Raw genomic sequence first — 22,312 nt, 5'->3', positions numbered from 1 at the left:
TTGTTTTATGACTTCCCTGAGGTCAAGAAGTGCTAAGCCTCAAGAAATAAGGTGGAATCCGCAAAAATTGTTCGTTGAATTTTTGTGGATTCCACCTTATTTCCGAAGAGGTTCCTTTTGGCACATATACGACTACCATTAAGATCAGAATGAAAAGGGAAAGGAGCGACCATGTCGCATCTTATTCTTTCTGTTCGTTCAAGATTCTGGTAGACTAAACAATGAAGATTAGACAGAAAGAAGGAAATCGAAATGGAAATTTCTGAAATTCGAAACCTCCTAACCGAAATGCAAGAGAAAGTCACAAGTTTTAGGGGGTCTCTTTGACTTAGATCAGCTGGAAGAAGATATTGCTGAAGCAGAAGCAAAAATGGCTGAACCAGGTTTTTGGGATGATAGTGAAGCTGCACAAAAAGTGATCAATGAAAATAATGCAAACAAAGAAACCTATGATCAGTTCAATGAACTCGCACAAGAGCTAGAAGAACTAGAATTGATGGTGGAAATGTTACAAGAAGAGCCAGATGCGCAAATGCAAGAAGAAGCACAAGAGCGAATCAGTGCTTTAGCTGAAAAAATGGCAACTTACGAATTAGCCATGTTACTAGATGGACCTTATGACCGCAATAACGCCATCGTTGAGCTGCATCCAGGTGCAGGGGGAACAGAATCTCAGGATTGGGGAAGTATGTTGTTACGAATGTACACACGTTGGTCAGAACAACACAATTACCAAGTGGAAATGTTAGATTACCAAGCCGGTGATGAAGCTGGTATCAAAAGTGTGACATTATTGATCAAAGGACATAATGCCTATGGTTATTTGAAATCAGAAAAAGGCGTACATCGCCTTGTTCGGATCTCGCCATTTGATTCGGCGAAACGCCGACATACGTCATTTTGTTCAGTCGATGTCATGCCAGAATTAGATGACATGATCGATATCGAGGTCAATCCTGATGATTTGAAGATCGACACTTACCGAGCAAGTGGAGCGGGTGGACAGCATATCAATAAAACAGAGTCTGCTGTACGGATCACGCATTTGCCAACAGGAACAGTCGTTGCCAGTCAGGCACAACGCTCACAATTAAAAAACCGTGAACAAGCGATGGGGATGCTGAAAGCGAAACTTTATCAATTGGAAGTTGAAAAGAAAGAACAAGAAGCAGCAGCACTACGTGGGGAACAAATGGAAATTGGCTGGGGCTCACAAATCCGTTCTTATGTTTTCCATCCTTATTCGATGGTCAAAGATCATCGGACCAATGTAGAAACAGGAAATGTCCAAGCAGTGATGGATGGCGAGTTAGACCCATTCATCGATGGCTATTTAAAAATGCACATGTAGCTTACTCACGATTAATAGTAAATTGAAATAAAATTGTAAGATTTCGAAAGCAAGCTGAAACATTCCCATGCTATAATGACTAAAGACTGAAAAGATATGGAGAGAACGCCATGATTGAAATGAAGGATGTAATGAAGAAGTACTCAAATGGTACCACAGCTATCCGAAATCTCTCGATCGTCATTGACCAAGGAGAGTTTGTCTATGTAGTAGGACCATCTGGTGCTGGTAAATCTACATTCATCAAGTTGATGTACCGAGAAGAAAAAGCAACGAAGGGCACGCTGAACGTTGCTGGCCATGATCTGATAGATATCAAGGATCGTGAAGTACCTTATTTACGTAGAGAAATCGGAGTAGTTTTCCAAGACTATAAATTGTTACCTCGAAAAACAGTATATGAAAATGTCGCGTATGCGATGCAAGTCATCGGCAGAAAACCTCGTGACATAAAAAAACGTGTCATGGAAGTTTTAGATTTAGTCGGCTTGAAACATAAAGTACGTGTTTTCCCAAGTGAATTGTCAGGTGGGGAACAACAACGTGTTTCGATTGCCCGGGCAATTGTGAATACACCAAAAGTATTGATTGCAGATGAACCGACAGGAAACTTAGACCCGGAAAACTCATGGGAAATCATGAAGTTGTTGGATCGAATCAATGCCCAAGGAACGACTGTTGTTATGGCTACACATAATAGTACGATTGTTAATACAATTCGTCACCGCGTAATCGCCATTGAAAATGGCCGGATTATTCGTGACCAAGCGGAAGGGGAATATGGATACGATGATTAGAACCTTTTTCCGCCATTTATTAGAAAGTATCAAAAGTTTAAAACGTAACGGTTGGATGACTGTCGCATCAATCAGTGCAGTAACGATCACATTGACATTAGTTGGAGTATTTATGGCAATCATCATGAATGCGACTAAATTAGCTGAAGACATCGAAGGTAACGTGGATGTTTCTGTGTTCGTTGATATCGGAACGAATGAGAAAGATATGGAAACGCTCGAAAAGGAATTGAATGAGCTTGATCATGTCAATAAAGTTGAATTTTCAAGTAAAGACCAAGAATTAAAGAAAATCCAGGATCAAATGGGTGATTCTTGGAGTTTATTTGAAGGAGACGGTAATCCGTTATACGATGTGTATGTTGTAACAACGACACAACCTTCTTATACAAAAGAAGTTTCTGAAGAAGCTGCGAAGTTAAAAAATGTTTTCCGTTCGGATTATGGTGGTACTTCGTCTGACCGAATCTTTAATATTGCTGCGGCAGTGCGTACATGGGGATTAGCAGCAGCTGCCTTGTTATTGTTTGTCGCGATGTTCTTGATCTCAAATACGATTCGTATCACGATCATTTCACGGCAAAGAGAGATCCAGATCATGCGTTTAGTTGGTGCCAAGAATGGCTATATCCGTTGGCCTTTCTTCCTTGAAGGTGGTTGGATCGGTTTGATCGGAGCCATTATTCCTGTATTGATCCTCACTTTTGGGTATCAGGAAGTATACAGATTGCTCAATCCAACCTTGTTGCGCTCAAATTATTCATTGATACAGCCACAGGATATCGTTTGGAAAATTGACGCATTGATGGCCGGTATTGGTATCATTATTGGTTCATTAGGTTCGATTATTTCAATGAGAAGATTTTTGAAATTTTAAACAAAGATATAAAGCAGACCAGTGGGAGCGATCCTGCTGGTTTTTTTTATAAAATTTTTTTTATACGTAAAATCTATTTTATAGAAAAATATACTTACTCTATCCTGTCTATCTATAGTATTCTAAGAAAGTCGGTTTTTCTGATAGACAAATCAGTGGTTTTTCTTTACTTTAAAAAACAACTTCGCTATCCTAAGGAGGATAGCCGGATAAGAGGTGAGGCAATGGATATTATTTTTGACAATTTTTCGACGATCTTACTACTTACGAATACATTATTATCTTTAGTGATCGTTTTTACCGAAAGAAAAGAAACTGCTCAAACTTGGGCATGGTTACTTGTACTGACTTTTATCCCGATCCTAGGGTTTTTCCTTTACATTTTCTTTGGACGTGGGATTTCAAAAGATAAGATTTTTGATTTGAAGATCCAAGGAAAGATCGGTAAGAACTTAGAAATCGAAGAGGATCGACAGGCATTGATGCGGGGATTATATCCACATCCTCCGACTGGGCAAGTGGATGTCAAACAGTTGATTTATATGTTAACTGTTGGAGAAAGCACACTGTATACCACAAGCAATGACGTTACGCTGTTCACCGATGGAAGAGAAAAATTTGATCGTTTGATCGAGGACATTGAACAGGCAACTGATCATATCCATCTACAATATTATATTTATCGTAGCGATAGCTTAGGGATCGAGGTATGCCAAGCATTGACTTCTGCTGTCCGCAGAGGGGTGCAAGTAAGAGTTTTACTGGATGCATGGGGATCGACGGAAGTTTCAACCAAATTTTTCCATGAGTTAAAAGAAGCTGGTGGAGAAGTTGCTTTCTTTTTTCCGCTTTTTGTTCCTTATCTGAACCCGCGAATCAATTATCGAAATCATCGAAAGATCGTAGTAATCGATGGGAAAATTGGTTATACGGGTGGATTCAATGTGGGAAATGAGTATTTGGGTCTCGTGCAAAAATTTGGTTATTGGCGAGATAATCATTTGCGTATCTATGGTGAAGGAGTCTATGCGTTACAAAATCGCTTCTTGATGGATTGGAATTCTCAACATACAAAAGAAGTAAACTATGCGGCGCGCTTTTTCCCAAGTATTGCATCAACTGGTGAGATTGCCTTACAGGTCGTGACGAGTGGACCTGATTCAGAACATGAACAAATCAAAATGACGTACCTTAAAATGATCTCATTGGCTAAGCGGGAGATTTTGATCCAAACGCCTTATTATATTCCAGATGAATCAATCCATGAAGCGTTGAAATTGGCATTGTTATCCGGTGTAAAGGTCCATTTGCAGATCCCAAATAAACCAGATCATCCATTAGTCTATTGGGCAACGTATTCTTTTGCCGCTGAATTGATCGAATATGGTGCTGTCATTGAAACATATGAGAATGGATTCATCCATGCGAAAACAATGATCATCGATAGCGGGATCGTTTCTGTAGGTTCAGCAAATATCGACGTTCGTTCTTTCCGGTTAGATTTTGAGGTCAATACACTGATCTATGACGAACGGATCGCTACCCAAGTGCGAGGGGCATTTTTTGAAGATTCAAAGGTTTCTGATCGTTTGACAAAAGAACGTTACGAGGCTCGGGGCTGGATGATCAAGCTAAAAGAAGGATTGGCTCGACTTGTTTCGCCACTCTTGTAAAAAACTGAACAAAAAAGGACATGAAATACACTCATAAGAGCAGACTTTCATGTCCTTTTCTATCGGGGCCATTTCTGTAGTTTTATTACAAGAAATGGAGAAAGCGTCTCGCAAGAGCGGGAATTAACTTTTGGGGTATTTCTTGTTTTTTGGGGAAAGCAAGAAATAAGTTAATGCTTGCTTGATACAGAGACACATTTCAATGCCAGTATAGCATAGAAAAATTTATTGAGATAGTATTTTTTTTAATTAAATTAAATTATTTGTTATTTAATAAAATCAATTGATTTTCAAGTAATAGTGAAAATGTTAAAATGGAAATACTTTAGGATTGAAGGAGATTTCTAATGAAAAAATTACGATTAATAATACCAATGATAGCACTATTTATAACAATGTCTGGGTGTTCAAACCTGGTCGACCAAGGAGAATCGATCACAGCGGTGGGATCATCCGCTTTACAACCTTTAGTTGAAACGGTTGCTGAGACATATCAATCAGAAAATCCCGGCAAATTTGTTAATGTACAAGGTGGCGGAAGTGGTACTGGTTTATCGCAAGTCCAATCAGGCGCTGTTGAGATTGGTAATTCCGATTTGTTCGCAGAGGAGAAATCAGGGATCGATGCGTCCGCACTGATCGACCATCGAGTAGCAGTAGTGGGCATCACACCAATTGTCAATAAAGAGGTCGGCATCGAAAACATTTCGATGGAAGATTTGAAAAAAGTATTTACTGGTGAACTGACGAACTGGAAACAACTAGGTGGAAAAGATCAGCCAATCGTGATCTTGAACCGTGCAGCAGGTAGTGGAACGAGAGCTACTTTTGAAAAATGGGTCTTAGACGGTGAAACAGCGATTCGTTCCCAGGAGCAAGATTCTAGTGGAATGGTCCGTCAAATCGTTGCTGATACGCCAGGAGCAATCAGCTATGTCGCATTCTCTTACGTATCAAAAGATGTGGATACACTGAAAATCGACGGAGTTGAGCCAACAGACGAGAATGTCACAACGAATGATTGGACGATTTGGGCATATGAGCATATGTATACGCGAAAAGACACAAGTCAATTAACGAAAGACTTTTTAGCCTATATCTTATCAGATGAAGTGCAAAAAAATATTGTCGGTGATTTAGGCTATATTCCAGTGTCGAGTATGAAAGTTGAACGCGATTGGGAAGGTAATGTGGTGAATTAACCATCTTTACACAAAATTTACAAAGTTAGCAAAAAATTTACATGTTATTAAAATCAAATTGATATTCGCTTAGTAGACTGTATAGGTATGTTAAAGGACCAAGGAGGAATCATCTGTGGAAGATGTAAAAAAAGCACTAGTAACTAAATCCAAGCGCTCGAAAATGGAACAACGTGGAAAGTTTATCAGCTTTTTATGTATTGCATTGATTGTAGTGGTTGTTTTAGCAATATTTTATTTTGTTGCCAGCAAAGGGTTAGCGACCTTTTTTGTTGATAAAATCAATGTTTTTGATTTCTTATTTGGAACAAATTGGAATCCGAGCGCACTCGGACCTGATGGAAAACCAATGGTAGGAGCCCTACCAATGATCGCGGGTTCGTTTATCGTTACTTTTTTATCTGCGATCATTGCAACACCTTTTGCCATCGGAGCAGCTGTGTTCATGACAGAAATCTCTCCGAAAAACGGAACAAAGATTTTACAACCGGTCATTGAACTGCTTGTAGGTATTCCTTCAGTTGTTTATGGTTTTATCGGTCTATCCGTCATCGTTCCATTCATTCGTGGCATTTTTGGCGGAACTGGTTTTGGTATTTTAGCCGGAACATTTGTGTTGTTCGTAATGATCTTACCAACGGTTACGACGATGACAGTCGATGCGTTAAAAGCCGTACCAAGACACTATCGTGAAGCTTCCCTTGCGTTGGGCGCAACGAGATGGCAAACCACATATAAAGTAGTCTTACGTGCAGCAATTCCTGGGATCTTGACAGCTATCGTCTTTGGGATGGCTCGTGCCTTTGGTGAAGCCTTAGCGATCCAAATGGTTATCGGTAATGCGGCATTGATGCCAACAAGCTTTACCACTCCAGCTGCAACGCTGACATCGATCTTGACGATGGGTATCGGTAATACGATCATGGGTACCGTTGAAAACAACGTGTTATGGTCTTTAGCCTTGATCCTACTCTTGATGTCATTATTCTTTAATATCGTTATCCGCTTGATTGGTAAGAAGGGAGAATTGAAATAATGAATGCAAAACGTTCTGATAAAATAGCAACAGGTGTCTTATATGTGATTTCAGGCATCATCGTCCTGATCCTCGCTGCGTTGCTTCTTTATATTTTAGTTCGCGGTATCCCGCATATCTCATGGTCATTCTTGACTGAACCATCAAAAGCGTATCAAGAAGGTGGCGGGATCGGTATCCAATTATTCAACTCCATCTATTTACTGATCATCACGATGATCATCAGTTTTCCGATTTCACTCGGTGCAGGGATCTATTTATCTGAATATGCAGGGAAGAACTGGTTGACAGATGTGATCCGCACATCCATTGAGATTCTTAGCTCATTGCCTTCTGTCGTTGTCGGTCTCTTTGGTTTCTTGGTTTTCGTTATCCAATTCCAATATGGGTTCTCGATCATTTCAGGTGCCTTGGCATTAACCGTATTCAACTTGCCTTTATTGACTCGGACAGTCGAAGAATCTTTACAAGCTGTTCATTATACACAACGTGAAGCTGGTTTAGCTCTAGGATTGTCTCGTTGGGAAACAGTGCTTCGTGTCGTTGTTCCTGAAGCGACACCAGGTATTTTGACGGGGGTCATCTTGAGTTCTGGCCGTATTTTCGGTGAGGCCGCAGCGTTGATCTATACCGCTGGTCAAAGTGCGCCAGCCTTAGATTTTACTAACTGGAATCCATTTAGCATTTCCAGCCCGATCGGTATCTTCCGACAAGCTGAAACACTAGCTGTCCACATTTGGAAAATCAATACAGAAGGAACGATGCCCGATGGGGTTTCCGTTTCGGCAGGAGCTTCTGCAGTATTGATCATCGCTGTGTTACTATTCAACTTTGGTGCTCGAGCAATTGGAAAACGTCTGCACCGTAAAATGACTTCAGCTTAAGGAGAAGAAGCAGAATGAAAGAATATAATATGAATGAAACCAACATCATCAAAATGGGCGCTGAAAAAGATATCGCGCTATATACAGATGATTTGCATGTATGGTATGGCGATAACGAAGCCATTAAAGGTGTCAATCTTGAATTTGAAAAGAATAAAATCACTGCATTGATCGGACCATCAGGGTGTGGGAAGTCCACTTATCTACGTTCATTGAATCGAATGAACGATGGGATCGCAAATACGAAGATCACTGGAAAGATCATGTATAAAGATGTCGATGTCAATGCACCACAAATCGACGTTTACGAAATGCGCAAACGAATCGGCATGGTGTTCCAACGTCCGAATCCTTTTAGTAAATCAATCTATGACAATATTACGTTTGCCTTGAAACAGCATGGTGAGAAAAACAAACAAAAACTAGATGAGATCGTCGAAACTAGTTTGAAGCAAGCGGCATTATGGGATCAAGTCAAAGATAGTTTGAATAAAAGTGCTTTGGCGTTATCAGGTGGACAACAGCAACGTCTTTGTATCGCTCGTGCAATTGCGATGAAACCAGATATTTTATTGCTTGATGAACCAGCGAGTGCGTTAGACCCGATTTCAACTGGGACTGTTGAAGAAACGTTAGTCAACTTAAAAGAAGATTATACGATTATTATTGTGACTCACAATATGCAACAAGCTGCCCGGATCAGCGATTACACTGCGTTCTTCTATCTTGGAAATGTGATCGAGTATGACAAGACGAATAAGATATTTACTAGACCTAAGATTCAGGCGACTGAAGACTATGTGTCCGGTCATTTTGGTTAAGACGGAGGACTTGCTATGACAAAAGAAATTATCTCATCAAAAGATCTTCATCTGTATTATGGGGAAAAAGAAGCCTTGAAAGGCATTGATCTAAGTTTCAATAAAGGCGAGATCACTGCAATGATCGGACCATCTGGTTGTGGGAAATCTACTTATTTACGTTCATTGAATCGTATGAATGATTTGATCCCAGGTGTAACGATCACTGGTAGTGTCGTTTACAAGGGCAATGATATTTACAGTCCTAAAACGGATATCGTTGGACTACGTAAAGAAATCGGTATGGTGTTCCAACAACCAAATCCTTTTCCATTCTCCATCTATGAAAATGTCATTTATGGGTTGAAAATCAAAGGTGAAAAAGACAAAAAAGTGTTAGACCAAGTAGTAGAAGAGAGCTTGAAAGCAGCATCTGTTTGGGAAGATGTCAAAGATAAATTGCATAAAAGTGCGTTGTCTTTATCAGGTGGACAACAACAGCGAGTGTGTATTGCCCGTGTGTTAGCTGTCAATCCAGAAATTATTTTATTAGATGAGCCAACTAGTGCCTTAGATCCAGTCTCTACTGGTAAAATAGAAAGTATGTTATTAGAGTTAAGAGAACGCTATACGATGATCATTGTGACTCACAATATGTCACAAGCATCACGTATCTCAGACAAAACAGCTTTCTTCTTAGATGGCAATTTGATCGAGTTCAACAATACGAAAAAAATATTTATGAATCCTGATAAAAAAGAAACGGAAGATTATATCTCAGGACGATTCGGATAAGGAGGAAAGAGGATGTTACGAACACAATTTGAAGAAGAATTATTGAACCTTCATAATCAATTTTACGAAATGGGAATGATGGTTAGCAATGCCGTGCATAAATCAGTGCGCTCTTATACAAAACACGACAAAGTTCTTGCAAAAGAAGTAATTGAAAATGACATTACAATCAATGATATGGAAACACGATTAGAGAAAAAAAGTTTTGAAATGATTGCTTTGCAACAACCGGTGACAACTGATCTACGAACGATCATCACAGTCATGAAAGCAAGTTCAGATTTAGAGCGTATGGCTGACCACGCAGTATCAATCGCCAAGTCAACGATTCGTCTTAAAGGAGAAACAAGAATTCCTGAAATCGAAAAAGAAATCTCTGATATGTCTGATTATGTCAAAAAAATGGTAGATAATGTCTTAGTCGCTTACGTTAAAACAGATGAAAAGGACGCACGTACGATTGCAAACATGGACCATCGTGTCAATGAATCCTTCAATCGGATCTACAATGCAACGATCAAAAATATGCAAGCAAATCCCGAAACTGTTATCAGTGGAACGGACTATGTCAACGTAGCAAGTTATTTAGAGCGAATTGGTGATTACGTAACAAATATCTGTGAATGGATCGTGTATCTAGCTACAGGTAAAATCACTGAGTTGAACACAAATCATAACGAAGAGACTAATCAAAGATAAAAATCATTCGCTGATTTTTGTCAAATGCTGATCAGTATTTCTGAGAAATAAGCGCCAACTTCCGAAAAAGAGATATATTTTTGGAAGTTGGCTTTTTTATTAATATAGAAGACAATTATTCGAGATTTGGTGATGATTAATTGTTTGTTGTTATCCATTTCATAAATTTTAAGGATCGGGTACATTAGTAGATATCCTGTTCCTTCTAAAAACGAATAGACGGTGTTCAAGAAGCTGATCTTCAACACTAAGCTAAAAAATTTTAAAATATGAAAAACTATTTTTCAATTTTCTATCTTACTGCTCAGGTCAAGTCGCTTCTTTCACAACCTCTGAAAGGAAGGCGTATGTACAAAAAAAATCGATTATTGATCAAATGTTTGATTCTTTGTAGTTGTTTTGTAGCCGCATGGGTAATCCAACATGCCACTGAATGGTACGAAGACCCAATCATGCAAGTACAGCAAGTATCGCTAGAAAATGAACAACAAGTAATCAAAGGAGAATTGATGAATACGCAAGCGAAAGGAACAGAACTCACTCTGTTTATTCCGCACCAAGAAAATCAGATCGAACATGCAAAAGTTAAGACGAATCAACTTTATCTCGTACGAAAAATCGGGGATGAATGGCAGATACTCAGCAAAAAGAATGACGGATGGTTATTCCTTTTTACAAGTTTATTTATCTGCGCGCTCTTATTCGTAGGCGGAAAAGCAGGCATATTCACTTTGATCAGTGTAGGGCTCAATCTCTTGTTATTGATTTTACTTCTTCAAGGTTTCACGCAGATCCAAGGGATATCTTTGGTGATGACGAGTGTGCTTTTTGTCTTTCTAGGAACGATCATTTGCGTTTTTGCCTTAGATGGTTGGCAACAAGGTGGACTGATAAAAATCGTCGCAACCATGACGAGTGTAGGTGTAGCTTTTCTAATTTGTTTGTTCGCAATGGATTATTTGAACGATCAAGGATTACGTTATGAGGAAATGAGTTACTTGACTCGACCGTATCGTTCCGTTTTTTTAGCTAGTTTATTAGTAGGGATGACAGGTGGGGTATTGGATACAGTTGTCACAGTCACGACAACTTTAGATGAGTTGGTGAGTAAACAACCAAAAATAACGATGAAACGATTATGGCAGTCTGGTCAAATGGTAGGACAAGATGTAATTGGCTCCATGACGAATATCTTACTATTCGTATACGTCAGTGGAACGATCCCGATGTTACTTGTTTACTTTAACAATGGTTGGCCCTTGAGAGATGCGATTGAGCTACATCTCTCGTTGGAATTGCTACGTGTGATCAGCGGAAGTCTAGGCATTGTCCTTTCGATTCCCATTACACTTTTATGCTATTTAGGCCATTTGAAGTATCGGAGGGCGATTTGATGAATGTACTTTTGCTCTTAGCACTTCTCTTAGTGCTATTGATTTTACTGGTTGGTGGAAAAAATGGGCTCTATACGATCTTAGGTCTGTTCATCAACGTCCTGTTGTTTTTCCTTCTATTACTCCTCTATCATTTTCGGTTGCCAATATTACCAAGTGCCATCGTGATCTTTTTACTGATCACTAGTGTCACATTGTTTTTTGTTAATGGCTATAATCTCAAGATGAAAGCAGCTTTTCTTAGTGTATTACTTTTTTTAGTGGTTTTCTTAGTGGTGACGCCGTTTCTTTCTGAATTAGCGATCCAAGGGTTTACAAGGATTGAATTAGATGAACTGACAGGATTCGATTTGCATGTACCCTTGGATTTTTTCGCATTGACACGAGCAATTTTATTGATCAGTGTGAGTGGAGCCGTGTTAGACGCAAGTGTATCTATCGCTAGTGCGACCTATGAAGTATACGCCACAGATCCATTACAAAGCTATCGTGAATTAATAAAATCGAGTATACGGATCGGTAGAAAAATTTTAGCTACAACCGTAACGACCTTGGTTTTTGCTTTTATGGGAAATTGTTTAGCCCTGATATTATGGTTTATTGATCTAGAGTTGTCTTTTGGCCAGTTGATCAACGAAAAAACTTTCGTTTTGGAGTATGTGACTGTAGTGGTCACGACAAGTGCAGCGATCCTTGTTTTACCGATAACATCAGTCATTTCTTCAATTTTATTCACTCGACAGAAAAAATCATCCTAAGAATGAGAGAAAGTTACAACTTAAGTCCTATGACTTTTTCTTCAAATCATTGCATAATGTGTATGTAAGGAAAAGCTTGCAAATAATTTTTGCTATAAGGAGGCAATTTCCATGAAAGAAAGAGAACGTATTTTAGAATTAGTTAAAAAAGGCATCCTTTCAACTGAAGAAGGTTTAGACCTATTGGAGAGTATGGCAACTGAAAAAGATGAAAAGCAAATCGCAAAAGAGGCAGATCGTGTACATGCTGATCGTAAAGAAAAAGATCAAGCAAGCCGTTTGATCGATGAACTTGAAAATGGTCAAGCTGAACGTGAAGCAGTAGAACCAGATCCGAGACAAAAAGAACAAGAAGACAAAGAGAATCTAGAAAAAATCTTAGATGAATTGGCGACTGAAGCGAACAAAACTTCTGCGCATTTAGATGAGGTCAACGCAAAACTTTTTGAAAATAAAATTGCACGCAATGAAAAACAGGAAACATTGATGCAATTGAATACAAAAGAAGAGTTGGATCAACTAACAGAAGAAGAATTGACACAACGTCAACAATTGGAGCAAGAAGTCAAAGAACTTGAAGAAGCTGGAGATCTCTTATCTGAAGAACGGATCAAGCTTGAAGCTGAATTAAAAGATATCCGTAAAAACCAATGGTCTGAGAAAAAAGACACCTTTGCTGAGAAATTTGACTTGCCAGAAGATTGGAAAGAACAAGCAAATGACACATTGAACCAAGTCGGCGAAAAAATGACTGAAGCTGGAAGTCAACTAGGTAAATTCTTAAAGAAAACCTTCCAAAATGTTTCTGTCACAGTGAATGACAATATGGAATGGAAAGATGTCAGCTTGCGAGTACCTGGCATCGCTACAACTAAATTTGAACACGAATTTTACTATAGCGCACCACAAGCAAGTATTATCGACATCAAAGCGGCAAATGGGAATGTAACCTTGAAAACTTGGGATAGCGAAGACGTAAAAGTCGAAGCGAAAATCAAGCTTTATGGAAAAATGGGTGCAGAGCCTTATGAAGCATTTGCTGAACGCAGCCAGATCGAAGTCAATGAAGAACATATTTCTTTCCAAATCCCGAACAAACGTGTACGTGCCGATTTAGTCTTCTACTTACCAAAACGCACGTATGACCATACAGCAATCAAATTACTCAATGGTAATATTGTAGTTGAAGACTTAGATGTAAAAGATATTTACATGAAATCAACAAACGGCAATATCTTGGTTGACCAAATGGCTGCAACGATGCTTGAGATTGGTGGAGTCAACGGGAATATCGATGTCCGTAATGGAGATATTTTAGATTCAATCATTGAAACAGTCAACGGTACAGTTACTTTTGGCGCAACACCAGAAAACTTAGCGATTTCATTAGTCAATGGGGATGTTCGTCTGACAGTGAAAGAAGATCGTTTGAAGAAAATCGAAGCAAGCTCAGTCAATGGTAACGTAAAAGTTGCATTGCCAACAACCATCGGTATGGACGGTCATGCAAAAACAAGTTTAGGTAGTATCAATAGCCGCCTGTCTGATTATGAAGTGATCCGTGAAAAGAAAGAGCGCACGAATCAAATGTTAGAATTCCGTCGCGTTTCTGAAAATGAAATGGCGAAAATCGAATTGTCTACTACAACAGGTAGTATCTATTTAAAAGATACAGATAAATAATTTTTTCGCTTCGACCTTCTGAAAGAAGAAGGCGAAGCGAAAATCATACTTATAAGAAACAAACAATAGGTTTATTATTCCAATAAATCTTCCGGAGTAAGATTGTTTTAGCATCTTTCTTCCATTAAAATAGGAGAACAGAGGTGAAAGAAAATGAAAAAAAAGTTGACAAAATCAAATAAAAATATTGTATTGACTGGTACTTTAGCCGGGATTGCTGAATATCTTGGGATTGATCCAACAGTTGTTCGTGTCATTTACGTCTTCTTGAGTTTAGTTGCATTCGGAAGCCCAATTATTTTATACATTCTGTTGGCTTTACTTGTGCCTTCAGGAAAGAATAATCAACGTCGTTATGGACATGACAACGACTATTATCAAAAAAACAACTACAGAGAACAAACGAATAAACGAAAAGAGGCAGAGAAAATCAACGATGACGAATGGAGTGACTTTTAATGTCTTATCTTCAACGTATTGTTGTTAGTACGCTGACGTTTATCTCTCTGGCAGTTATTTTTCCAAATATGATATTTGTGAATAGTATTTGGACCGCAGTTGTGGCGAGTTTTGTTCTTTCTGTGCTGAATCTATTAGTCAAGCCATTCATTATGTTTTTATCGATCCCCTTTACCTTGTTGACGTTTGGATTATTCACTTTTGTGATCAACGCATTGATTTTACAAATGACCTCCTTCTTTGTCGGAGCAGCTAATTTTAGCTTTTCATCATTTGGATCAGCTATAATGATTGCAGTGATCATGTCATTTGTAAACATCATCGTTAGCAATCGTAATATGAACAGGAATCGTTAGAAAACAATGCAAAGGACAATAAAGCACAATCAAATAAGTGGAAAGAGGAAGTGGCAATTGTCGCTTCCTCTTCTTATTTCTAAAGAAATGATAGCGATTTCTTGATCGGTGCTTGCCATAAAAAACGAGTGTAATGAAAAGGATATCCCTTGTTTTTTTTATTGGTAGTACTTTTATCGATAGAATGATAAAATAAAAGAGAACAGTTTAATAGAAATGAGGTATACGAATGGCAGAAATGGTAAAAGTTAGCCAATTAGTAGAAAAACTATCATTAGAAATCGTCACTGGTGACGAACAAAGTTTAAATCGTGTCATCGTAACTGGTGATATCTCCAGACCTGGACTGGAATTGACCGGTTATTTTAATTATTATTCTCATGATCGACTACAATTATTTGGAAGCAAAGAAATCAGCTTCGCAGAGCGGATGATGCCAGAAGAGCGTTTGATGATCATGCGTCGTTTATGCAGTGAAGACATGCCAGCCTTTATCATCTCTAGAGGTTTAGCTGCACCGGAAGAAATGATTCAAGCTGCGAATGAACATGGCATGGCTGTCTTGAGGTCGCCGATCTCAACCTCACGTTTACTTGGTGAATTATCGAGTTATTTAGATGGACGATTAGCACCTAGGACAAGTGTTCACGGCGTCTTAGTCGATGTCTATGGATTAGGTGTCTTGATCCAAGGAGATAGTGGGATCGGTAAAAGTGAAACAGCATTAGAACTGATCAAAAGAGGCCACCGATTGATTGCAGATGATCGAGTGGATGTATATCAACAAGATGAGCTAACCGTTATTGGTGAACCACCGAAAATCCTTGAACATCTGATTGAGATTCGCGGAATCGGGATCATTGATGTGATGAATCTTTTTGGTGCCAGTGCAGTCAGAGGATCGATGCAAGTCCAATTAGCTGTCTACTTAGAAGCTTGGGCAAAAGAGAAAAAATACGATCGCTTAGGATCTGAAGATACTTCTGTTGAAATTGCGGAAGTAGGTATTCCGCAAATCAAAATACCTGTGAAAACTGGACGAAATGTCGCGATCATCATTGAAGTTGCTGCGATGAATTTCCGTGCGAAAACGATGGGATTCGATGCAACGAAGACATTTGAAGAAAGATTGAGCCGTTTGATCGAAGAAAATTCAAACGGACAATAGCTAGGAGTGAAAGTATGATTGCACAAATCAATCGGGTCGCTTTTGACCTTTTAGGCGTTCCTATTTACTGGTACGCATTGATCATTGTTTCAGGCATTATCATCGCCATGTGGTTAAGTAGTCGAGAAGCAGTAAGAGTAGGAATGAAAGCAGAAGACGTCACTGACTTTATGTTATGGGGATTACCGCTATCGATCATTGGCGCACGCTTGTATTACATCTTGTTCGATTTACCACAGTATATTGCAAATCCGATCCAAATATTCAATATCCGTTCAGGCGGACTAGCGATTTATGGTGGTCTGATTGCAGGAGGTATCACATTATATTTTTACACGAAATATCACTTCATTGATGCCTGGACGTTCTTGGACATTGCTGCACCTAGTGTTTTATTAGCACAAGCAATTGGGCGCTGGGGAAATTTCATGAACCATGAAGCATTTGGACCAGATACAACAAGGAGTTTCTTAGAAAGTCTATATTTACCGAATTTTATTATTGATAATATGTATATCGATGGGATCTATCGACAGCCAACTTTCCTTTATGAATCGGTGTGGAGCCTTATTGGCGTGATCATCCTCTTATCACTACGGAAAAAAACGCATCTTTTGAAAAAAGGGGAAATCGCACTGATTTACTTGATATGGTATAGTTTTGGTCGTTTCTTCATCGAAGGAATGAGAACGGATAGTCTTTACCTTTTAGATACGATCCGTGTGTCACAGCTTTTATCTGCTGTGCTATTCATTGGAGCAATCGTTCTATTCATCTGGCGTCGGAAAAAAGGCAACTTACCAGATTACGACCGATCTTTAGGAAAAAATCAATTCATTATCTAAAGTCCAAGTCGAAAAAAATGAAAAAATTTGCAGGAGTGGTAAAATGAAATATAGGGTAGCGGTTTTAGGTGCTGGCTCGTGGGGAACAGCATTAGCACAAGTGCTTGCTGAAAATGGTCATGACGTTCGACTCTGGAGTCACCGTGCTTCACAGGTTAATGAAATCAACCAAAAGCATACCAATGAGCGTTATTTACCAAAACACCAATTACCCAAAATGATCATCGCATATTCGGACATGGCGAAGGCTGTTTCTGATGTAGATGCTGTTTTGTTCGTAGTACCGACTAAGGCGATTCGTTCTGTATGTCAAGAACTCGTTGAGGTCTTACAAACAAAACCAGTGATCATCCATGCAAGTAAAGGCTTAGAACAAGGAACACACAAGCGGATCTCAGAAGTCCTAGCAGAAGAGATCCCAGCAGAAAAGAGACAAGCAATCGCTGTTTTATCGGGTCCAAGTCATGCAGAAGAAGTGGCTCGTCACGATATTACGACGATCACTGCTGCGAGTACGGAGGCAGATGCTGCTAAATTTGTTCAAACACTATTTTTGAATCATTATTTCCGAATCTATACGAATCCTGATGTCATTGGGGTTGAAATGGGTGCCGCTTTAAAAAACATTATTGCAATCGGTGCAGGTGCAATCCATGGCTTAGGGTTTGGGGACAATGCAAAGGCAGCTATCATGACAAGAGGATTAGCAGAAATCAGCCGGTTAGGTGTTGCTATGGGAGCAAACCCGTTGACCTTCATCGGACTGAGCGGTGTCGGTGATTTGATTGTCACTTGTACAAGTATCCACTCGAGAAATTGGCGTACCGGTAATCTGCTTGGACAAGGCCATGAATTAAGCGAAGTCTTGGATAATATGGGCATGGTCGTGGAAGGTGTCCAGACGACACGTGCCGCTAAAGAGTTAGCTGAGACCATGGGGATCGAGATGCCGATCACTCAAACGATTTATGAAGTGCTATATGAGCACAAGAACATAAATGAAGCAGCGACAGAGATCATGTTGCGCGATGGTAAAAAAGAGAATGAATTTCACTAACATTTTTAAGGGAGAGAAAAAAATGAAAGTAAAAAAAGCAGTGATTCCAGCAGCAGGTTTAGGAACAAGATTTTTACCTGCAACAAAAGCGATGGCAAAAGAAATGTTGCCAATCGTTGATAAACCAACGATTCAATTTATCGTAGAAGAAGCGTTAAAATCAGGGATTGAAGACATTTTGATCGTGACAGGGAAAGCAAAACGCCCAATTGAAGATCACTTTGACTCAAATATCGAATTAGAAACGAACTTAGGCGAAAAAGGAAAAACTGAATTACTGAAATTAGTAGAAGAAACAACGGATGTAAACCTTCATTTTATTCGTCAATCACATCCTAAAGGGTTAGGACACGCGGTTTTACAAGCAAGAGCATTTATCGGCAATGAACCGTTTGTTGTCATGTTAGGCGATGACATCATGGAAGATGAAATCCCATTGACACAACAACTGATCGACGATTATGAGCGTACACATGCTTCAACGATCGCCGTGATGCAAGTACCACACAAAGATACATCTAAATATGGAATCATCAATCCAGGGGAAGAATTAGAAGACGGCTTATTCAATGTCAAAGATTTTGTTGAAAAGCCTGAACCAAGTAAAGCACCAAGTGATTTAGCAATTATTGGACGCTATTTATTGACACCCGAGATCTTTGATGTCTTAGCAGAGCAAAAACCAGGTGCAGGTAATGAGATCCAATTGACCGATGCAATCGATACATTGAATAAGACACAACGCGTATTCGCACGTAAATTTACGGGTAAACGTTACGATGTCGGCGACAAATTTGGTTTTATGAAAACAAGTATCGAATATGGATTGACGCATCCAGAAGTGGGTGGCCCATTAAGAGAATATATTCTATCATTAGGCAAGTCTTTAGCAGCAGAGACGCCTTCATCTTTCAATCAATCAACAGAAACTTCTGAACCAACTAACAAAAAGTAAACAAGCGAGATGCTTCAGCTGCTGATCAAAATGTAGGTAGTTGAAGCTTTTTGCTATTTTTTATTTGTTTAAAAAATATGAAAATGCTATCCTTATAGCAAGAAGAGGAGAAGGAGGCTTGATTATGACAGTTGGAGAAATTGCTGGCTTGATTGCAGCAATTGCTTTTGCAATACTTGTGGTCTTTCTAGTACGTGTATTGATTCGATTAGCAAAAACGATTGAAAAAGCAGAACAAACAGTAACAGAAGCAAACACAACGATTGAAGTCGTTACAAAAGATGTTGATCTTTTATCGAGACAAGTCGAAGGCTTGTTAGTGAAAAGCAACGAATTATTGAATGATATCAACGGAAAAGTAGCAACGATCGATCCTTTATTTACAGCTGTCGCTGATTTGAGCGAGAGTGTATCAGAATTGAATTCTTCAAGCAAACACATCGTTACAAAAGTTGGTGGCATCGGTAAAACAACAGCAAAAGCAACTGTTGCCAGCAAAGTCGGTGGGACTGCAGTGAAATTCTTTAAACATAAAAAAACAACAACAGATACGACAGGAGGAAAATAATCATGGCAAAAAAAGGTGGATTTTTACTAGGTGCAGTGATTGGTGGTACAGCCGCAGCAGTGGCAGCATTACTACTTGCACCAAAATCAGGTAAAGAATTACGTGATGAACTAGCAGCACAAGCGGATGATTTTCTAGATATGGCTTCTGATTATACAGAGATGGCAAAAGAAAAATCAACTGAATTGACAAGTATCGCAAAAGACAAAGCACATGATCTTTCACAACAAGCAGGCGATTTAGCTGGTAATGTCAAACAAACAGTCTCAGACGCAACAGCTGATGCAGGAGATGAATCAGAAGATATTTTAGTGACATTGAAAGAACAATCAGCTGATTTATCTGATCGTTTCAAAAAATCTGCTGCTGATTTAGGCGACACAGCAGCAGCTGCGAAAGAAGACATCATGATCGACATCAAAGATACAGCAGACCAAGCAGGTAGCACTGTAAAAGAAGGCATCGACGAGGCAAAACCAGTTGCTGAAGATGCAAAAATCTTGTCTGAAATGGCAAAAGAAGATGCAGCTACTGCGAAAGAAGATCTAAAAGATACATTTAAATAAGCAACACTAAAAAGTGAGCAAGAAAAGGCACGATCAGGAAACAACCTGATTCGTGTCCTTTTTTCTCTAATCTTACGAGGAGAGGATAGTGTAAATGATTGAGATCAAGAAAAGCGATTCCGAAGAAACAGAAAAGAAAATCATTGGTCTGCTGAACGAACAATATATGCAATCATTTTCTACAAATGAACACTTAACAACTCAAACCATTTCAATCAGTGCATCTAAGGATGAGAAGTGGATCGGTGGCGCAGTGGCATCTTTATTTGGAAATACCTTGCATCTATCATTGCTCGGCGTAGATCAATCGTACCGTCACGAAGGCATCGGATCGCGATTAATCGAAGCGGTTCAACAAACAGCATTGGAAAATCAGTGCTTATATATGACCGTCAATACTCAAGACTATCAAGCTCGAAAATTCTATGAAAGACATGGTTTTGAAGTATTTGCTTCGGTGGAAAACATGCCTTTTGTTGGGACGACTAAATTCTATTTGAAGAAGCAATTAACAAATGAATAGGTATCGACAACTAACTGATGCCAGAGAAGCAACTCAAAAAATAAGCGATAACCCGAAAATAGTTCTCTACTTTGGGGTTATCGCTTATTTACAGGTCAAAACGCTTCTTTCACAATCTCGATAAATGGTGTTCAAGAAGCTGACCTTCAACATTAAGCTGAGAAATCAAAAAATATGGAAAGCTATTTTCTGATTTCCCAGCTTACTGCTCAGGTCAAAACACTTCTTTCACAACCTAGATAAACGGTGTTCGAAAGCCAGCTCCTTCAATATTAAGTCAAAACTTGAAAAAATATGAGAAGCTATTTTCCCAAGTTCTGCCTTAATACTCGGAGCAGAACGGCTTTCTCACAACCTCGACAAACGGTGTTCAAGAAGCAACACTTCAATAATAAGTCAAAAAAACCCAAAATGAAAAAAGCCATTTTGGATTTTTCTGCCCTTATTACTCAGTGTTGAGCGCTTCTTTCACAACCTATGATAAACGGTGTTCGAAAGCCAGCTCCTTCAATATTAAGTCAAAACTTGAAAAAATATGAGAAGCTATTTTCCCAAGTTCTGCCTTAATACTCGGAGCAGAACGGCTTTCTCACAACCTTACTCCACCACTAATAATTCTTTTGGTGTTGTTGTAAATGGGATACAACTGTCACTTGTGACATAAACGCAATCTTCGATTCTTACGCCAACTTGATCAGGGATATAAATACCTGGTTCTAATGAGAAGCACATGCCTTCTTCGATCACTAGATCATTGCCTGCAACTAGTGAGGGATATTCATGGACCGTCGTACCAATACCATGACCTAGACGATGATTGAAGTATTCGCCGTAGCCGTAACTTTCAATGACGTTACGTGCGACTTGATCAAGTTCAGCGGCTGTGACGCCTGGACGCACGGCTTCTTGAGCTGCTAATTGGGCTTCAAGCGTGATTTGGTAGATTTTCTCTTGAAATTCTGTCGGTTTTTGGAAGGCAACTGTTCGTGTCGCATCACTACAATAGCCATCCCATACGACGCCTAGATCGAACAAGACAAGTTCATTTGGTTGGATCGTAGTACTTCCAGGTGTTCCATGAGGGCTTGCTGCATTTGTCCCCGCTAAAACTAGCGTGTCAAAAGACATTTGAGATACCCCTTGTTTTTTTAGTTGATATTCGATTTCAGCAATAATTGCTTGTTCCGTTACGCCTTCTTTGATGGAGCGAAAACCAATTTCAAAAGCTACATCTGCCCATTTTCCTGCCGCAATCAATTGCTCTTTTTCTTTTGTTGTTTTGATTAATTGCAGACGTTGGATGACTGGAGTCAGGTCAGCAAATCGGACACTGCTTGTCATTTGTTGCGATAACGCGTCAAAGCGATCAACCGTCAACGCATTTTTTTCGATCCCGATCGTTTTTATTTGTGGATAACGGGTGCGGATCTCTTGCCCGATCAATAGCCAAGGATCTTCACTATCAAGATAACCTCGGACATCATAGGCCCAAGGACTATTTTGTGCATCTTCTACTTCTAGCGCTGGTGTAAACAAGAAAGGATCTTGATCAAGTGGAAGAAATAGAGCTAGTACACGTTCGTGGGGTTCACTTTCATAACCAGCAAAATAGGCGATATGACCTGGATCACTGATATAAGCAAGGTCGATTTCTTTTTGAGCCATCCATTGGCGTAATTCATTGATTTTTTCAAGATTCATTTGGACATCCTTCTTTCGCATTTATGGCATGTTTCGATAATTCATTGTACCACTCTTGTAAAAAAAGACCAATTGACTAAAAGTGAAAAAGGTGATTTTTTTCATGAAAACGCTAGTAAAACGGTTGCAATTTCTGTCAATCTTTGATATCCTGTTTTAGAAATG

The 22,312-nt window shown here is 39.2% G+C and carries 23 protein-coding genes; 22 read left to right on the top strand and 1 reads right to left on the bottom strand.

Going from position 1 to position 22,312, the window contains the following annotated elements; all coding sequences use genetic code 11:
• Positions 1-252 precede the first annotated feature (252 nt).
• The 22 genes from prfB to EM4838_RS09570 all read left to right on the top strand — a co-directional run bounded on the left by prfB (position 253) and on the right by EM4838_RS09570 (position 20,446).
• Positions 253-1,351, top strand: a protein-coding gene (gene prfB, locus EM4838_RS09675) for a peptide chain release factor 2 (RefSeq protein ID WP_179948045.1) whose coding sequence is annotated in 2 segments (ribosomal slippage) — positions 253-324 and positions 326-1,351 — 1,098 coding nt in all. Because the reading frame shifts where the segments join, the coding sequence is not laid out codon by codon here.
• 110 nt (positions 1,352-1,461) lie between these two features.
• Complete coding sequence (gene ftsE / locus EM4838_RS09670; protein WP_071866757.1) at positions 1,462-2,148, top strand: cell division ATP-binding protein FtsE; 687 nt, start codon at positions 1,462-1,464, stop codon at positions 2,146-2,148.
• Complete coding sequence (gene ftsX / locus EM4838_RS09665) at positions 2,141-3,025, top strand: permease-like cell division protein FtsX (protein ID WP_307725285.1); 885 nt, start codon at positions 2,141-2,143, stop codon at positions 3,023-3,025. The genes ftsE and ftsX overlap by 8 nt, the downstream gene beginning before the upstream one ends.
• A gap of 224 nt (positions 3,026-3,249) precedes the next feature.
• The gene (gene cls, locus EM4838_RS09660) at positions 3,250-4,698 is read left to right on the top strand and encodes a cardiolipin synthase (RefSeq protein ID WP_071866759.1); all 1,449 of its coding nucleotides are present in this window, start codon (positions 3,250-3,252) and stop codon (positions 4,696-4,698) included.
• Between the two features lie 347 nt (positions 4,699-5,045).
• Positions 5,046-5,900: a phosphate ABC transporter substrate-binding protein PstS gene (locus tag EM4838_RS09655; protein WP_071866760.1), complete on the top strand. Its 855-nt coding sequence runs from the start codon at positions 5,046-5,048 to the stop codon at positions 5,898-5,900.
• 115 nt (positions 5,901-6,015) lie between these two features.
• Positions 6,016-6,936 (top strand): phosphate ABC transporter permease subunit PstC, encoded by a 921-nt coding sequence (pstC, locus tag EM4838_RS09650; RefSeq protein ID WP_034687410.1) that lies wholly within the window; start codon positions 6,016-6,018, stop codon positions 6,934-6,936.
• Complete coding sequence (gene pstA / locus EM4838_RS09645; RefSeq protein WP_071866761.1) at positions 6,936-7,820, top strand: phosphate ABC transporter permease PstA; 885 nt, start codon at positions 6,936-6,938, stop codon at positions 7,818-7,820. The genes pstC and pstA overlap by 1 nt, the downstream gene beginning before the upstream one ends.
• A gap of 14 nt (positions 7,821-7,834) precedes the next feature.
• Complete coding sequence (pstB, locus tag EM4838_RS09640; RefSeq protein WP_071866762.1) at positions 7,835-8,641, top strand: phosphate ABC transporter ATP-binding protein PstB; 807 nt, start codon at positions 7,835-7,837, stop codon at positions 8,639-8,641.
• A 15-nt stretch (positions 8,642-8,656) separates the two neighbouring features.
• Entirely contained in the window at positions 8,657-9,415 is a 759-nt protein-coding gene (gene pstB, locus EM4838_RS09635; RefSeq protein ID WP_010734920.1) for a phosphate ABC transporter ATP-binding protein PstB, read from the top strand.
• 12 nt (positions 9,416-9,427) lie between these two features.
• Positions 9,428-10,114 carry a phosphate signaling complex protein PhoU gene (gene phoU / locus EM4838_RS09630; RefSeq protein ID WP_010734921.1) on the top strand — a complete coding sequence of 229 codons (687 nt, stop codon included), beginning with the start codon at positions 9,428-9,430 and terminating at the stop codon, positions 10,112-10,114.
• Between the two features lie 347 nt (positions 10,115-10,461).
• Positions 10,462-11,508 (top strand): YibE/F family protein, encoded by a 1,047-nt coding sequence (locus EM4838_RS09625; RefSeq protein ID WP_071866763.1) that lies wholly within the window; start codon positions 10,462-10,464, stop codon positions 11,506-11,508.
• Positions 11,508-12,266: a YibE/F family protein gene (locus tag EM4838_RS09620; protein WP_071866764.1), complete on the top strand. Its 759-nt coding sequence runs from the start codon at positions 11,508-11,510 to the stop codon at positions 12,264-12,266. Before EM4838_RS09625 ends, EM4838_RS09620 begins: the two co-directional genes overlap by 1 nt.
• 111 nt (positions 12,267-12,377) lie before the next feature.
• Positions 12,378-13,949: a daptomycin-sensing surface protein LiaX gene (gene liaX, locus EM4838_RS09615; RefSeq protein ID WP_071866765.1), complete on the top strand. Its 1,572-nt coding sequence runs from the start codon at positions 12,378-12,380 to the stop codon at positions 13,947-13,949.
• Between the two features lie 153 nt (positions 13,950-14,102).
• Positions 14,103-14,408 (top strand): PspC domain-containing protein, encoded by a 306-nt coding sequence (locus tag EM4838_RS09610; protein WP_010734926.1) that lies wholly within the window; start codon positions 14,103-14,105, stop codon positions 14,406-14,408.
• Positions 14,408-14,764 (top strand): phage holin family protein, encoded by a 357-nt coding sequence (locus tag EM4838_RS09605; RefSeq protein ID WP_010734927.1) that lies wholly within the window; start codon positions 14,408-14,410, stop codon positions 14,762-14,764. Before EM4838_RS09610 ends, EM4838_RS09605 begins: the two co-directional genes overlap by 1 nt.
• 229 nt (positions 14,765-14,993) lie before the next feature.
• Positions 14,994-15,932, top strand: coding sequence for an HPr(Ser) kinase/phosphatase (gene hprK, locus EM4838_RS09600; protein WP_010734928.1), 939 nt, complete (start codon positions 14,994-14,996; stop codon positions 15,930-15,932).
• Positions 15,933-15,946: 14 nt separating this feature from the next.
• Complete coding sequence (gene lgt / locus EM4838_RS09595; RefSeq protein ID WP_071866766.1) at positions 15,947-16,777, top strand: prolipoprotein diacylglyceryl transferase; 831 nt, start codon at positions 15,947-15,949, stop codon at positions 16,775-16,777.
• A 43-nt stretch (positions 16,778-16,820) separates the two neighbouring features.
• Positions 16,821-17,834 carry an NAD(P)H-dependent glycerol-3-phosphate dehydrogenase gene (locus EM4838_RS09590; protein WP_071866767.1) on the top strand — a complete coding sequence of 338 codons (1,014 nt, stop codon included), beginning with the start codon at positions 16,821-16,823 and terminating at the stop codon, positions 17,832-17,834.
• A gap of 22 nt (positions 17,835-17,856) precedes the next feature.
• Positions 17,857-18,789: a UTP--glucose-1-phosphate uridylyltransferase GalU gene (galU, locus tag EM4838_RS09585; RefSeq protein ID WP_010734931.1), complete on the top strand. Its 933-nt coding sequence runs from the start codon at positions 17,857-17,859 to the stop codon at positions 18,787-18,789.
• 124 nt (positions 18,790-18,913) lie between these two features.
• Complete coding sequence (locus tag EM4838_RS09580) at positions 18,914-19,357, top strand: DUF948 domain-containing protein (protein WP_071866768.1); 444 nt, start codon at positions 18,914-18,916, stop codon at positions 19,355-19,357.
• A gap of 2 nt (positions 19,358-19,359) precedes the next feature.
• On the top strand, positions 19,360-19,923 hold the full coding sequence (locus EM4838_RS09575; RefSeq protein WP_019724317.1) for a YtxH domain-containing protein: 564 nt from the start codon (positions 19,360-19,362) through the stop codon (positions 19,921-19,923).
• A gap of 94 nt (positions 19,924-20,017) precedes the next feature.
• Complete coding sequence (locus EM4838_RS09570; RefSeq protein WP_071866769.1) at positions 20,018-20,446, top strand: GNAT family N-acetyltransferase; 429 nt, start codon at positions 20,018-20,020, stop codon at positions 20,444-20,446.
• Between the two features lie 597 nt (positions 20,447-21,043).
• On the opposite strand, the gene EM4838_RS09565 is transcribed toward EM4838_RS09570, so the two are convergent.
• Positions 21,044-22,147 carry an aminopeptidase P family protein gene (locus EM4838_RS09565; protein WP_066026353.1) on the bottom strand — a complete coding sequence of 368 codons (1,104 nt, stop codon included), beginning with the start codon at positions 22,145-22,147 and terminating at the stop codon, positions 21,044-21,046.
• Positions 22,148-22,312: the final 165 nt, after the last annotated feature.

Source organism: Enterococcus mundtii, assembly GCF_002813755.1.
Lineage (GTDB): Bacteria > Bacillota > Bacilli > Lactobacillales > Enterococcaceae > Enterococcus_B > Enterococcus_B mundtii.
Note: the sequence above shows the minus strand (reverse complement) of the source record. Positions and strands in the feature narration are given on the sequence as shown.